Source organism: Streptomyces sichuanensis (assembly GCF_020328095.1).
GTDB classification, from domain to species: domain Bacteria; phylum Actinomycetota; class Actinomycetes; order Streptomycetales; family Streptomycetaceae; genus Streptomyces; species Streptomyces cinnamoneus.
In genome coordinates this window covers 172,018-185,781 of sequence record NZ_JAIXMK010000004.1, presented here as the reverse complement: position 1 = coordinate 185,781, position 13,764 = coordinate 172,018, and the positions used below count along the sequence as shown (strand labels likewise).

Genomic DNA, 13,764 nt, shown 5'->3' with positions numbered 1-13,764 from the left:
TCGTCCGCGGACGGCAGCGGCCGCCGGGGCAGCGGCTCTCAGCCGCCGCGGCGCACCCGGGCCGCCTTGCGGGCTTCAGCGAGCATACGGGCCTCGCTGGCCTTGCGGGACTTGCCGCCGGCGTGGCGGGAGGTGTCCTTGCTGGTGCCCAGGCCGCGGAAGGGCGTATTGGTGTTCTTGGCCCGGGGTGCGGCGGGCCCGCCGTCGAGCGGGGTGCCGGAGGGGGCCTTGGCCCCGGTGATCCGGCTCAGCGCCGCCTCACCCGAGCGCACCTTGGTGGTCGTCGCCTCGATGCCCGCCCCGGCCATCAGCTGGCTCACCTCGCGGCGCTGGCCCGGCAGCACCAGCGTGACGACGCGCCCGGACTCGCCGGCCCGGGCAGTGCGGCCGGCGCGGTGCAGGTAGTCCTTGGGGTCGGTGGGCGGGTCGACGTTGACCACGAGATCGAGGTCGTCGACGTGCAGACCACGGGCCGCGACGTTGGTCGCCACCAGGGCGGTGATCTGGCCGTTCTTGAACTGCGCGAGGGTCCGTGTGCGCTGCGGCTGGGATTTGCCGCTGTGCAGGGCCGCGGCGTGCACTCCGCTGGCCCGCAGATGCCGGGTGAGCAGATCGACCGCGTGCTTGGTGTCCAGGAACAGCAGTACGCGGCCGTCGCGGGCGGCGATCTCCGTGGTGACGGCGTACCGGTCGGGGCCGTGGACGACCAGCACATGGTGGTCCATCGTCGTGACCGCACCCGCGGACGGGTCGACCGAGTGGACGACCGGGTCGTGGAGGTAGCGGCGGGCCAAGTGGTCGACGTCGCTGTCCAAGGTCGCCGAGAAGAGCATCCGCTGGCCGTCGGGATGCACTTGGTCGAGCGCCTCGGTGACCTGCGGCAGGAAGCCCATGTCACACATCTGGTCGGCCTCGTCGAGGACGGTGATCCGTACCCGTCCCAGGCGGCAGGCCCCGCGTTCGATCAGGTCGTGCAGGCGGCCGGGGGTGGCGACGACGACCTCGGCGCCGTCACGCAGCGTAGCGGCCTGTCGGCCGATCGACATGCCGCCGACGACCGTGGCCATCCGCAGCCGCAGCGCATCGGCATACGGCGCGAGCGCCTCGGTGACCTGCTGGGCCAGCTCCCGGGTGGGCACCAGGACCAGAGCCAGCGGCTGCTTCGCCTCCGCGCGCCGCCCGGCCGTCCGCGCGAGAAGGGCCAGACCGAAGGCGAGCGTCTTGCCCGACCCGGTGCGCCCGCGCCCCAGGACGTCGCGTCCCGCGAGGGAGTGGGGGAGCGTGGCCGCCTGGATCGGGAAGGGCTCGCGCAGACCACGCTCGGTGAGCGTGCGCAGCACCGCGGCCGGCAGGTCCAGCTCGGCGAAGGAGGCGTGCGAGGTGCCGGGGCGGTCCGGGTGGTTCATGGAGAGCCTTCCGCAGGGGGACGTACCGAGGAAGGCCCGGCAGGAACGAGTAGCCGACGAACAAGACGAACAGAGGGGAACCGGCGCACGGAACCGCCAGCCGTCACGGCTGTGCAAACATCCGAGGGTAACACGCGGTGACAGTCCGGCCGGGCTCGGCTCCGTGGTGCTGATCGCTCCGCCGGCATCGGCGACGGACGCAGCCGGAACAAGCAGTACTGCAGCAGCGGTCCGCTCAATCGGTCATCACCGCAACTCCGCGCCTCACAATGGCACCTGACGCCCACCCAGGCACGGGGCGCCGCGAAGATCTGCTAGCCTGGCCCGGACGTTGGTCATGTAGTGAGGAGTAGCAGACATGGCGGGTGAAGACGACATCTCCGGGTGATACCCGGATGTGACCGACCACCGGCAGACGCATGTGAGCGCCGCCGCCGTGGTCCCTCAGTCGTCCCCTTCTCCTTGTCTGCCCGGGCAGTGATTTCTTCCTGCCCTCTTCTTCCACGAGGTCGTCCTCATGTCCAACGCTGCCGTCATTTGCTCGAACCTCTCCTTCTCGTGGCCCGATGACACCCCGGTCTTCGAGGACCTCTCCTTCGCCCTGGGCGGGGGGCGTACGGGGCTGGTGGCCCCCAACGGCTCCGGCAAGAGCACGCTGCTCAAGGTGATCGCCGGCGAACTGCGCCCCTGGACGGGGTCTGCGTCGGTGGCCGGCACCCTCGGCTACCTGCCGCAGAGCCTGCCGCTGACCGGTGACCTCACCGTGGCCGAGGTCCTGGGTGTCGCCGCGGTGATCCAGGCCATCGACGCCGTCGAGTCGGGCGACGTGGACGAGGAACACTTCACGACCATCGGCGACGACTGGGACATCGAGGAACGCACCCGCGCCCAGCTCGACCGCCTGGGCCTCGGCGATCTCGCCTTGGACCGCAGCCTCGGCACGCTCAGCGGCGGCCAGATCGTCTCACTCGGCCTCGCCGCCCAGCTGCTGAAGCGGCCCGACGTGCTGCTGCTCGACGAGCCCACCAACAACCTCGACGTGGACGCCCGGCACAAGCTCTACGACGTGCTGGAGGACTTCAACGGCTGCCTGCTGGTGGTCAGCCATGATCGTGCGCTGCTCGACCGCATGGAGCGCATCGCCGAACTCGAACGAGGTGAACTGCGCCTCTTCGGCGGCAACTTCTCCGAGTACGAGGAGGCCGTGCGCGCCGAACAGGAAGTGGCCGAGAAGAACGTCCGCAATGCCGAGCAGGAGCTGAAGCGGGAGAAGCGGGAGATGCAGCAGGCCCGCGAACGCGCCGAACGCCGCCAGAGCAATGCCGCGCGCAACCTGAAGAACGCCGGCCTTCCTCGCATCTTCGCCGGAAACATGAAGCGCGGTGCACAGGAGTCGGCGGGGCGGGCAGGGCAGATGCACGCCACCCGGGTAGGCGAGGCCAAGGCGCGCCTGGACGAGGCCGGGCGCGCGCTGCGCGACGAACAGCGCCTCACCCTCGACCTGCCGGACACCAACGTCCCCGTTGGCCGCAACGTCTTCCTCGGCGAGCACCTGCAGGTCCGGCTCGGCGACCGGCCCGTGTTCGGGAGCCGGGGCCTCGACCTCACCATCCGGGGCCCCGAACGGATCGCGCTGACGGGCCCCAACGGAGCGGGGAAGAGCACGCTGCTGCGCTTGATCAACGGCGACCTCGCTCCTGGCGGCGGAGAGATCAAGCGCGCCGACGGGCGGATCGCCCATCTCTCCCAGCGCCTCGACCTGCTGGACATGGACCGTCCCGTCGCCGAGAACTTCGCCGCCTTCGCGCCACACCGGACGGACGCCGAGCGGATGAATCTGCTGGCCCGCTTCCTCTTCCGCGGCGCCCGGGCCCACCTGCCCGTGGGCCTGCTGTCCGGCGGTGAGCGGCTGAGGGCCACCCTGGCCTGCGTCCTGTACGCCGAGCCGGCTCCGCACCTGCTGCTCCTCGACGAACCGACGAACAACCTCGACCTCGTCAGCACGGGACAGCTGGAGAGCGCCCTGAACTCTTACCAGGGAGCCTTCGTCATCGTCAGCCACGACGAACGGTTCCTCAAGGAGATCGGCGTGACGCGGTGGCTACGGCTGGCCGGAGGAGAACTGACGGAGACCGGGTCTCCGGAACAGTGAGCCGCCTTACCTGTTGCACCCCAAGGCGCTTCGACCCCTGGGGGAGTAGCGGAACACAGGGTTCGAAAGCCATTTCTGCGGATATATATGCGAATAGCTCTATGAATACGCATATGAGCGTATGGTCGGCTTACCGGGTTCCGGTGCTACGTTTTCCGTAGCAGCGAACCTCCCTGCATCAGGCGGGAGTTACGTCTGATGCAGGACTGGTTCATCCTCCCAGTGAATGAGGAGAAGCTCATGAAGAAGGCGTACGAGGCCCCCACCCTGGTCCGGCGGGGCGACTTCCGGACCGAGACCGGTCTGCTGCAGTTCAAGGGCAACGACCGTCTCGTCCTCAGCAAGAACTGAGGCAGGGCAGCTGATCGCACGCCATGGCGTCATCGCATGATCATGCGGAGGCGGGCTGCGGCGGCGCGTACTTCACGGTCCTCCCGGACTGTGAGGGCGCGCTGGCCGCGGCCCGCTCTCTGCCCCGCCGCCCCGGAACGCGCACCCTCGACCACCCCTCCCGCAGGCCCTGGATCACCGGCCACTGGGCCGACGACGAATGCGTCGCCGTCACCACCCGCCGTACCGCCCTCGCCGTACTGGGCTGCTGCCCCGTCGACGCCGATGCACTCCGGCGCCACGCCGACCGGTTGACCGACCTCGCCCAACTGGACGCCCTCGCCCGAGCCCTGCCCGGCAGCTTCCATCTGGTGGCCTCCCTCGACGGCCGGGTCAGGGTCCAGGGCACGGCCTCCGGCCTGCGCCTGGTCTTCCACACGTCACTGGAGGGCCTCCGGATCGCCGCCACCGACGCCCGGCTCCTCGCCCGCGCCACCGGCGCCGGGCCGGACCCGCGCGAGGTGGCCGTCCGCCTGCTGTGGCCCGTCCCCCACCCCCTGTACGAGACGTCCGTCTGGCAGGGCGTCAGCGCCGTGCCCCCCGGCGAGGCCCTGTACGTGTCGGCCGACGGGCGCACCACCCGTACATCCCGCTGGTGGACACCGCCCGAACCGGTGCGCGCCCTCGCCGACGGCGCACCGCTGCTCCGCGAGGCGCTCACGGACGCGGTCGGCGCCCGTACCCGGCAGGGCGGTGTCGTCAGCTGCGACCTCTCCGGGGGCCTGGACTCCACGTCCGTCTGCTTCCTGGCCGACCGCTCGCCCGCCCGTGTGGTGGCGAGCACCTGGCCCGGCCGCGACCCGGCCGACGACGACCTGGAATGGGCCAAACGCGCCGTGGGACACCTGCCCGAGGTCGACCACGTCGTCTGGGACGCCCACGCCTCCCCGCTCGTCTACACCGACCTGCTGGACATCGACGACCCCATGGACGAGCCGACCATCGGCGTGATGGACCGGGCCCGGGTGCTGCACCACCTGCCCGGCCTGCGGGAGCGCGGCAGCAGGCTGCACCTGACCGGCATCGGCGGCGACCACATCGCCTGGTGCTCGGAGGCGTACTACCACCGGCTGCTGCGCCGCCGGCCGCTGTTCGCCCTCGGCCGGCTGCGCGGCTTCAAAGTCCTCTTCACCTGGCCCCTGCCCGGCACGGCGCGCGCCCTGGCCGACTCCCGGCCGTACGACCGCTGGCTCGCCCACGCCGCCGGCCGCCTGCGTGACCCCCTTCCCGCACCGGTCAGCGGGACGCTGGGCTGGTCGGCCGAACCCCGGCTGTTCGACTGGGTCACCGACGACGCCGCCGCGCTCGTCCGCGACGCGCTGACCGACGCGGCGGCCGACGTTCGGCCGCTGCACCCCGACCGCGGGCTGCACACCGACCTGGAGGCCATCCGCAGCTGCACCCGCATCGTCCGCCAGTGGGACACGATGGCCTGCCGGGCGGGCCTCCCGATGGCCTCGCCCTTTTTCGACGACCGGGTCATCGAGGCGTCCCTGGCCGTCCGTCCCGCCGACCGCGTCACCCCGTGGGCCTACAAACCCCTGCTGACCGCGGCGATGCGCGGCATCGTCCCCGACGAGTGCCTGAGCCGCACCAGCAAGGCACAGGCATCGATGGACGCCGCCGACGGGCTGCGCGAGCACCGCGGCGACCTGCTCGCCCTCTGGGAGGACTCCCACCTGGCCCGGATGGGGCTGGTCGACCGCGACGCCCTGCGCACCTTGGCCCACCGCCCGAACGCCCCCGGCCTGAAGGACGCGATCCTCTACTCCACCATCGCCTGCGAAGTGTGGCTGCGCAGCCTGGCACGCACCACCGGCCATGACGCACCCCGGCGACCGGCCTGAGCGACAGCACGCAAGAAAGAGAAGTCGAGGAAACCCGAAAAACCCGACAAGAGGGGGTACGGCACATGGCACTGCAGCTCGGCGCCGACGTCTGCACCGCCACGACCAAGTACGGCACCATCCTGCTGGACCAGCGCAGCGGTGCGTACTGGGAGCTCAACCCGACCGGAACCCTCGTCGTGCGCACCCTGCTGGAGGGCGGCGACGAGGAGGACGCGGTGAACGCCCTCCTCGCGGAGTTCGACATCGACCGGGACCAGGCGGCCCGGGACGTCGCCGCGCTGACCGATCACCTGCGCACCAGCGGGCTGGCCAAGTGAGCACACCCAGCGCCCTGGCCCGCCCGGCCGACGTGCCGCTCGGGCACCGCCTGGCCGCCCGCGCCGTCCTGCTGCCCGCCCTGATGCTGGCCCGGCTGAGCCCCCACCGCATCCGTGCCCTGCTGACCGTCCTGAGCCGGGGCGCCGCACCGGCCGGCCGCGAACGGGCGCAGGCCGCCCGGGACGCGGTGTGCGCGGTCAGCCTGTACTGCGCCGGTCCGCGGGGATGCCTGCCGCGCTCGGTGGCCGCAGCGCTGGTGTGCCGTCTGTGGGGCGTGTGGCCAACCTGGTGCGCAGGGGTCCGCGTGGTGCCGCCCTTCGCCGCTCACGCCTGGATCGAGGCAGAAGGCCGGCCGGTGGGCGAGGGCGTACCCGACGACTACTTCAGCCGCCTGCTGACCGTGGCGCCCACCGGGCGGGGCGCGCCGTGACGGAGCAGCTCACCAAGGAGGCCGGCCCCCGCCCCGGCGAACCGGTCACCCCCGAGCCGGCCCCCGTGGCAGGCGACCGCCGCGCGACCCCCCGCGCGCTGGCCACCATGGTGCGCCTGACCGCCGGGCACCGGCCCGCCATCGCCGTCGCCTGCGCGCTCGGCCTGGCCGCCTCGGCCATGGGACTGGCCCAGCCACTGCTGGCCCGGCAGGTCGTCGACGCCGCGGGCCACGGACCCGTCGCAGGGCCCCTCCTGCTCCTGGCCGGACTGTTCCTGGCCGAGGCCGTGACCGGCGCGGTGAGCCGCTTCCTGCTGGAACGCATGGGCGAACGCGTCATCCGCACCCTGCGCCACAGCCTGGTCGCACACCTGCTCCGGCTCGACATGCGCGAGTACGGCCGGCATCGCAGCGGCGACCTGATCTCCCGCGTCACTGCCGACACCACGGTCATGCGCGAGGCAACCGCCCAGGCCCTGGTCGACCTGCTGACCGGCCTGCTCGTCTCGGCCGGGGCCCTGGCGCTGATGGCCTGGCTCGACCCCGTCCTGCTCCTGCTGGTCGCCGCCACCGTGGCCGCGGCAGCCGTCCTCGTCACCTCGCTGCTGTCCGGCATCCGCGGTGCCGCCGAACGCACCCAGGGGGCCATCGGCGGCATCGCCGCCGACCTCGAACGGGCCCTCGGCGCACTGCCCATGGTGAGGGTCACCTGCGCGGAGGACCGCGAGGCGGCCAGGATCGGCACCCGCGTCGACAGCGCGTACCGCGCCGGAGTGGACACGGCCAAGCTGGCCTCCTTCATGAGCTCCGCCGTCGAACTCGCCGTCCAGGGCTCCTTCCTCGTCGTCCTGGTCATCGGCGGCATGCGCGTGGGCAACGCCGACTCGCTCGGCGAACTGCTGGCGTTCCTGCTCTACGCCTCCTACCTCGTCGTCCCCCTGTCGTCCGTCTTCCGGGCCATCGGCCTCCTCCAGCGGGGCATGGGTGCCTACCAGCGCGTCGACGAGGCCCTGACCCTGCCCCGGGAGACCGCCGGAACGGCTGGGACCTCCGGAACTGCCCGAACGCCTGGAACCGCTGGAACCTCCGGAACTGCCGACGCCCGGCGCAACCCCCCGGCCACCACCCGCACCCCTGACGCCCTCACGCTGCGCGACGTCCACTTCGCCTACCGCCCCGGCCGGCCGGTGCTGCGCGGGGTATCGCTGTGCGTACCGCACCGCGGCCAGGTCGCGCTCGTTGGACGCTCCGGGGCCGGCAAGACCACGATCTTCTCCCTGGCCGCCCGCTTCTACGACCCCCAGGCCGGCGTCGTGCTCTTCGACGGACGGCCCGCATCGGAGCTGACCCGCCGGCAGTGCCGCGAACGCATCGCCCTGGTGGACCAGAACACCCACGTCCTCCACGGCACCCTCTGGGACAACATCACCTACGCGGTTCCGGACGCCGCCGCGGCCCAGGTCGACCGTGTGGTGCGGCTGGCCAACCTCACCGACGTCGTCGAACGCCTCCCCGGCGGCCTGGCGTGCGTCCTGGGCGAGCGCGGGACAACCCTCTCAGGGGGCGAGCGCCAGCGCGTGGCCCTGGCCCGCGCCCTGCTCACCCGGCCGTCGCTGCTCCTGCTGGACGAGCCGACCTCCCACCTCGACGCGATCAACGAGGCTGCTCTCAGCCAGGTGATGCGGGACATCTCGGGGGAGTGCGCACTGCTGGTCATCGCCCACCGCCTCTCGACCGTGCAGAACGCCGACAGCATCTACGTCCTCGACGCCGGACGCGTCATCGCCTCCGGCACCCACGACGAACTGCTGCTGAGCAGCACCGCCTACCGAGAGCTGGCCACAGCACAGACTCTGCGGGAGGCAGATGAAAAGGGCGGGATGCCCCCGGCTCAGGGCACATGACCGGGCGGGAGAGCCGTCAGCCGACCCCGGTGACCATCGAGGCCACAGACAGGAGCAACGCGCCCAGCGCCCCCACAGAGCCGTAAAGCCTCAGCTCGCGCCGGCCATCGTAGAGGCGGACATAGCGTGTGGCGGCCGCGGCAAAGGCCAGACCACCGGCAACGAACCATGGCCCCCACAGGTAGAGGTACCAGCGGGTCAACCCGAGCAGATCAGGCGAGACAGCGCGCGCCCCGGCCTCGACCAGCACTCCGTGGACGACGAACAGACATCCGTGCCAGACGAGCAGCACGGTCGCACCGCCGCCGCAGAACACCAGAAAACGCCCCGCCCAGGTGTCACGACGGCGCGTCAGGCCGAGACCGAGCAAAGCCCCGAAGAGCTTCAGAAAACCGGTCACCCACAAGACGGCCAGGAACCACGGCACCCGGTCATGAGCAAGCTTCACCAGCGACGGAGCCACCGTCGACTGCGCACCGAAGGTGCCACCCAACGCCCAGACGAAACTGGGCACCGCAAACAGAAACCCCCATGCCGCAACGGCGAACCCGGGCCACACGCCCGGACGGGAACGGAGACGGAGCACCCAGCCCGGGGCCGGACGCACTGCGTCATCCAAAGAAAGCTTGATCGTCACGATTCCACCGTCGCCGAACCTCGACGACAGGGCGTCGTCCGCGCGAACGATCATGCTCCCCCATGCGGGGGAGCCACCTCTGATCGCGCCCGCGGCCGAACGGTCGGCAAAAGCTCGGAGGCCCGTTCGGAAAGCGGTCTCCGGCCCGGATTGCTGCGGGAACGCGACGTCAGTCGGGCGGCTCGCTCGGGGGCGGGGCTGCCTGGCCGGTCGTGTCGTCGGGGCGCCGGGTTTTCTCCTTGCCGGTATCCTTGGTGTGGCCGGTTCTGGTCCCCCGCCGGTCGTCGGCCTTCCTGCCGGTCTTCGGGACCTGGCCTTGGCGGTCGTCACGCGCCTGCTGGTCCTGCATGTCCCGGGGGATGCTGCCCCGGCGCCGGTCCGTCATGACGGCCGGTCCTTGCCGGACCTACCCTTGCCAGGGCGTTTGCCCTCCGCGTCCCGGCTTCGCCCCTGGACGCCTCCGAGGGCATCGCCACGCGCGGTACCGCCCTCGTTCTGGTAGCCCTCTCGGGCGCTGGCCGTTCCGGGAATGGAACGCTCACGCGCGCGGCTCTCCTTTCCCGAGTGCGATCCGGGTTCCTCGTCGCTCCGCGCTCGTTCGTACGGATCGGAACTGGCCTTCTTGCGCTTGTCCCGGGCCATTTCGCCCACCTCCCGTTCGTGCGGCTCTTTCGCAGGCCCCGCCCAGGACACGGCGGGGCCTGCTGAGTACCCCGATGCCGGACAGACATGCGCCTGGATCCGGTGCCCCGACACGGCATCACCAGTCGATGTGCGCGGTGATCCAGCCGACCAAGCCGTCTTCGTCGTCGGTGGAGGGAAGATCGGGGCCACAGGTGAGGGGGGTGCAGGACAGCTGCACATGGGTGAGGTAGCCGTAGGGGCCGTTGTCGGCTGCCGGCCCGAGTATCAGGGCGTGAGTGGAGGTGCGCCAGATGCGGTGCGTCAGTGCGGGCCCGGTCACCACGGTCGCAGAGGACGAAATCGTCCGCTCAGGGGGCGCGCCGAGGTGTTCGGTCACCGCCTGCGCGGCCTGCGCGAGTACGGCTTCACAGTCCTGGATTGTGCATGGCCTGCGGCCGCTCCAGCCGGGCTGCTCCTGCCAGCGGTCCATGAGACCGTACAACCACGATCCGTTGGCCATGCTTTCGTCGTGCGGGTCGACGGGGTACAGCTCTCCGAAGACCAGGAAGGTCCGTGCGTCCGGGTCCCCGAACGGGTTGTCGGAGTCGGAACACAGCACATGCTGGTCCGCGGTGCGGAAGGACTCACACACCAGGCTGTGCTCCCAGTCCCACCCCCGCCGCTGCACTTCCGCATCGACGGCATCGACGGCATCGACGGCGTCAAAGCTGTCGGAGACGTGGGACGCGGCCGGCAGACCCACAAGTTCAGCAACGGCCCCGGCCGTCAGCGGCCGGTGGGCAAGAGCATGTACAGGAAATTGCATGCGGAACACCCTAAGCGTGCTTACCTGCCGCTCATGGCCCGTCTCCACCCGGAATTCGTTTATTGCCCATCTATCACATGTCAACCCGCAGTTGATGAGATCGGCTGTCCGCTTCAGGACACCGACACATGAAGGAGTACCTTCCTTGACCACTCACCTTCGACATGGCGCCGGCCCGCGGAGGTTACTGGCGCTGGTGGCGGCACTGTGCGGCATCATCGGAGCCACCGCGCTCGGTACGACCCAGGCGGCGGCAGCCGATCAGCGTCAGGCGATCTACGCCATCGCGCACCGGGTCGACACCCTGGACGGCGTGGACGCCGCGCTCAAGCATGGCGCCAACGCCATCGAGGTCGACGTCTGCGCCTGGTGGAACCCGAACGAATGGCGCGCCTATCACGACTGCTCCTCGGCCGGTGACACCCGGCACGGCCCCAGCTTCGACAGCATGATCGACCGTATTCTCTCCCACGCCCAAGCAGGGCGTCGGCTGGCGCTGGTCTGGCTGGACATCAAGGACCCGAACTACTGCGGAGAAGCACCGAACCGTACGTGCAGCGTCGCCGGGCTGCGCGACAAGGCGCAGCGGCTGACGGCCGCCGGAATCCAGGTGCTCTACGGTTTCTACGAGTACCACGGCGGCAGCACCCCGGACGTCGGCGGCAGGGGCTGGAAGAGCCTGGAGGGCAAGCTCGGCAAACTGGAGGGCATCACGACCACCGGGACCCGCGATCAGGTCCTGAACGCCTTCAACCGGTCCGGTTCCGGGTTCCCGGCCGGGCGACGGGTGATGGATTACGGCGACGGCAACATTCCCAACGGATTCGGCAACTGCACGGAAGCCGGCCGCAGCACGTGCGCGGAACTGAAGAAGGGGGCCGGGGACCGCGCCGCCGGACGGCTCGCCGCCACGCTGTCCTGGACGACCACCTACAACGACCCGTGGTACGTCGACAAGCTGCTGGGCGAGGCACGGGTGGACGGCATCATCGCCGGCTACGGCAACTTCACCGGAGAACACGAGTACGACAACGGCTGGCAGTGCGCCAACGCCATCAACCTCATCCGTGACTGGGTGAACCGCCACGGCGCCACCCATCGTATGGCCACCAGCAGCGACCGCATGTTCACGTAGTCGAACCTCCCGGGCCGGGCCCCTACCGCCCTTGCGCTTCCGGGTCCCCGGCCCCCCAGCGGATCAGTTCGCGGAAACGGGTCACCAGCGGGTTGGCCGTGTTGCGGCGCCACACCAGGAAGTTGGAGGTGGTGGCGTCGGCGAGCGGGCGTGGGGTGACGCCGGTGCGGTGCAGTACCCGGTACGAGTCGGCGAGTACGGCGGCGCCGAAGCCGGCGACGGCCAGGGCCAGGAGCGTCTGCACCGTGTGGGCCTCGGCGGCGATCCGCGGGGTGACCCCGGCCTGTCGGCACAGGGCGGTGATCTCGTCGTACGACAGTGGTGAGGCTTCCCGCGGCCACAGGACCAGGGGCACGTCGCCGAGTGCGGTGAGCGGCAGTTCGCCGTTGCCTGCGGCCAGTGGGTGTGCGGAGGGCAGGAAGAGCGTGAGGGGCTCGCGCCACCATGCGCGTACGGCGAGCCGTTCGTCCTGTGCGGGCAGTCGCTGTACGGCGAGATCGCAGTGGCCTTCCAGCACCTCGGTGGACATCCGCGCGTCGTCGAAGCTCTCCACCAGGCGCAGCTCGACGTCGGGGAGCGTCTCGCGGACGGTGCGCAGGGCGGCGCCGAGCGGGCCGTTGATCCCGGAGCCGGCGAAGGTGATGGTCAGCCGTCCACGCAGCCCCTGTGCAGCCAGGTGTACGTCCTCCCGTGCGGCCTGGGCTTCGGCGAGGATCACCCGGGCGCGGGCGAGCACCGCGTCGCCTGCGGGGGTGGGGGTCATGCGACGGTTCTCGCGGTGGAAGAGCAGGGTGCCCAGGCGGTGTTCGCTCTGCTCGATGCGGAGGTCGAGTGGTTCGTTCCCGGTGACGCCGCGCTGGTTTCCTGGGCAGGCGCGCGCAGCGGCCACGCAGCGATGCGCGAGTGGTTCCCCCTGCTCGCCGGCGCCGGGGAGCGCAAGGACTTCGAGCTGTACGGGATGACGGCGTTCGGCCCGGACCAGGTCCTGGTGAACGGCCGGTTCGTCTTTCGCATGCACGCCACCGGGGCGGTGTACGACGACGAGTTCGTCATGCGCTTCACCGTCCGCGACGGGCGCATCACCGCCTACCGCATCTACGAGGACTCCCTCGCACTCGCCCGCGCCTACCGGGGCTGAACCCCGTGCTCAGTGTGCGGGGACGAGCCGGTGGCCGTTGGCCTCGGCGACGACGAATCCTGCGGTCGGGGGCGGGAAGTGGCTGCCCAGCAGCAGGACGTCCGTCCCGGCGAGCGTGGTGAGGAGGTCGCGACGGCTGCGGACGGCCTGGGCGGGGTCGATGTCGACGCAGCTGGTGATGCCGGGGTGCGCGAGCTGCACGGGGTGGTGGACACAGTCGCCGGTGATCACTGCTGCCTGTCCCGCGCTGCGGAGTTCCACGGCGACCTGACCCGGCGTGTGCCCGGGGGTGGGGAGCAGCCGGAGACCGGGAGCGATGTCCGTGGGCTCGTGCCGTACGTCGATCAGGTCGAGGAGTCCGGCGTCGTGGACCGGGTGGACGGAATCGAGGAACATCTGCCGGCGGCCGTCGTCCATGTGCTCGGCCATGCCGGCCCAGTAGTCCCACTCGGTGCGGGAGGTCACGTAGCGGGCGTTGGGGAAGGTGGGGGTCCACGAGCCGTCGTCCGCGCGGCGGGTGTTCCAGCCGACGTGGTCGGTGTGGAGGTGGGTCAGGACGACGAGGTCGACGCTCTCGGGCGGGAAGCCCGCGTCGGTGAGTCGCCGGAGGTAGTCGGTGTCGAGGTGGTTCCAGGCGGGGTTGGCGCGGGGCTTGTGGTTGCCGATGCCGGTGTCGACGAGGACCCGGAGGCCGTCCACCTCGAAGGCGAAGGTGTGGCTGGCCAGGCGGAGGGTGCCGTCGGGAGCGGCGAAGTCGGGCCGGAGCCAGGGCTGCCCGGTGACGACCTCCGGGGTGGCGGCGGGCAGCAGCCAGGCACCGGTCTGCGGCGGGAGGGCGGTCTCGTCGATGCGATGGATGACGATTCCACCGACCGTCCAGGTCTGGCCGGGCGGCTGGGGAGACTGAACGGGCCGGTCCATGGGGAGGTCCTCCGTGAGAGCTAAAAGCATCTT

Annotated in this window: 14 protein-coding genes; 8 read left to right on the top strand and 6 right to left on the bottom strand. The window is 70.9% G+C overall.

Annotated elements, in window-relative coordinates:
• Positions 1 to 38: 38 nt before the first annotated feature.
• Positions 39 to 1,406 carry a DEAD/DEAH box helicase gene (locus tag LE181_RS02695; protein ID WP_225659247.1) on the bottom strand — a complete coding sequence of 456 codons (1,368 nt, stop codon included), beginning with the start codon at positions 1,404 to 1,406 and terminating at the stop codon, positions 39 to 41.
• Between the two features lie 517 nt (positions 1,407 to 1,923).
• Between LE181_RS02695 and abc-f the strand changes: the two genes are divergently transcribed.
• From abc-f to LE181_RS02665, 6 genes are all read left to right on the top strand, one after another.
• Positions 1,924 to 3,558: a ribosomal protection-like ABC-F family protein gene (gene abc-f / locus LE181_RS02690; RefSeq protein WP_225659246.1), complete on the top strand. Its 1,635-nt coding sequence runs from the start codon at positions 1,924 to 1,926 to the stop codon at positions 3,556 to 3,558.
• A gap of 240 nt (positions 3,559 to 3,798) precedes the next feature.
• A complete protein-coding gene (locus LE181_RS02685; protein ID WP_225659245.1) occupies positions 3,799 to 3,909 on the top strand; it encodes a keywimysin-related RiPP in 111 nt (36 codons plus the stop codon).
• A gap of 23 nt (positions 3,910 to 3,932) precedes the next feature.
• Positions 3,933 to 5,795 carry a lasso peptide isopeptide bond-forming cyclase gene (locus LE181_RS02680; RefSeq protein WP_225659244.1) on the top strand — a complete coding sequence of 621 codons (1,863 nt, stop codon included), beginning with the start codon at positions 3,933 to 3,935 and terminating at the stop codon, positions 5,793 to 5,795.
• Between the two features lie 65 nt (positions 5,796 to 5,860).
• On the top strand, positions 5,861 to 6,115 hold the full coding sequence (locus LE181_RS02675) for a lasso peptide biosynthesis PqqD family chaperone (protein ID WP_225659243.1): 255 nt from the start codon (positions 5,861 to 5,863) through the stop codon (positions 6,113 to 6,115).
• Complete coding sequence (locus LE181_RS02670; protein ID WP_225659242.1) at positions 6,112 to 6,546, top strand: lasso peptide biosynthesis B2 protein; 435 nt, start codon at positions 6,112 to 6,114, stop codon at positions 6,544 to 6,546. Before LE181_RS02675 ends, LE181_RS02670 begins: the two co-directional genes overlap by 4 nt.
• 107 nt (positions 6,547 to 6,653) lie before the next feature.
• On the top strand, positions 6,654 to 8,450 hold the full coding sequence (locus LE181_RS02665) for an ABC transporter ATP-binding protein (protein WP_225659361.1): 1,797 nt from the start codon (positions 6,654 to 6,656) through the stop codon (positions 8,448 to 8,450).
• 16 nt (positions 8,451 to 8,466) lie between these two features.
• Here the strand turns inward: LE181_RS02665 and LE181_RS02660 are convergent, their stop codons facing one another.
• From LE181_RS02660 to LE181_RS02650, 3 genes are all read right to left on the bottom strand, one after another.
• Positions 8,467 to 9,087, bottom strand: a complete 621-nt coding sequence (locus LE181_RS02660; protein ID WP_225659241.1) for a DUF3995 domain-containing protein — start codon at positions 9,085 to 9,087, stop codon at positions 8,467 to 8,469.
• Positions 9,088 to 9,256: 169 nt separating this feature from the next.
• A complete protein-coding gene (locus LE181_RS02655; RefSeq protein ID WP_225659240.1) occupies positions 9,257 to 9,472 on the bottom strand; it encodes a hypothetical protein in 216 nt (71 codons plus the stop codon).
• Between the two features lie 375 nt (positions 9,473 to 9,847).
• The gene (locus LE181_RS02650) at positions 9,848 to 10,537 is read right to left on the bottom strand and encodes a hypothetical protein (RefSeq protein WP_225659359.1); all 690 of its coding nucleotides are present in this window, start codon (positions 10,535 to 10,537) and stop codon (positions 9,848 to 9,850) included.
• A 145-nt stretch (positions 10,538 to 10,682) separates the two neighbouring features.
• Between LE181_RS02650 and LE181_RS02645 the strand changes: the two genes are divergently transcribed.
• Positions 10,683 to 11,672, top strand: coding sequence for a PI-PLC domain-containing protein (locus LE181_RS02645; RefSeq protein ID WP_225659239.1), 990 nt, complete (start codon positions 10,683 to 10,685; stop codon positions 11,670 to 11,672).
• Positions 11,673 to 11,694: 22 nt separating this feature from the next.
• On the opposite strand, the gene LE181_RS02640 is transcribed toward LE181_RS02645, so the two are convergent.
• Entirely contained in the window at positions 11,695 to 12,435 is a 741-nt protein-coding gene (locus LE181_RS02640) for a LysR family substrate-binding domain-containing protein (protein WP_225659238.1), read from the bottom strand.
• A 15-nt stretch (positions 12,436 to 12,450) separates the two neighbouring features.
• Here LE181_RS02640 and LE181_RS02635 point away from each other — a divergent pair, with 15 nt between their 5' ends.
• Positions 12,451 to 12,810 (top strand): nuclear transport factor 2 family protein, encoded by a 360-nt coding sequence (locus tag LE181_RS02635; protein WP_308103051.1) that lies wholly within the window; start codon positions 12,451 to 12,453, stop codon positions 12,808 to 12,810.
• Between the two features lie 9 nt (positions 12,811 to 12,819).
• Here the strand turns inward: LE181_RS02635 and LE181_RS02630 are convergent, their stop codons facing one another.
• Positions 12,820 to 13,731 (bottom strand): MBL fold metallo-hydrolase, encoded by a 912-nt coding sequence (locus tag LE181_RS02630; protein WP_225659236.1) that lies wholly within the window; start codon positions 13,729 to 13,731, stop codon positions 12,820 to 12,822.
• Between the last annotated feature and the right edge of the window lie 33 nt (positions 13,732 to 13,764).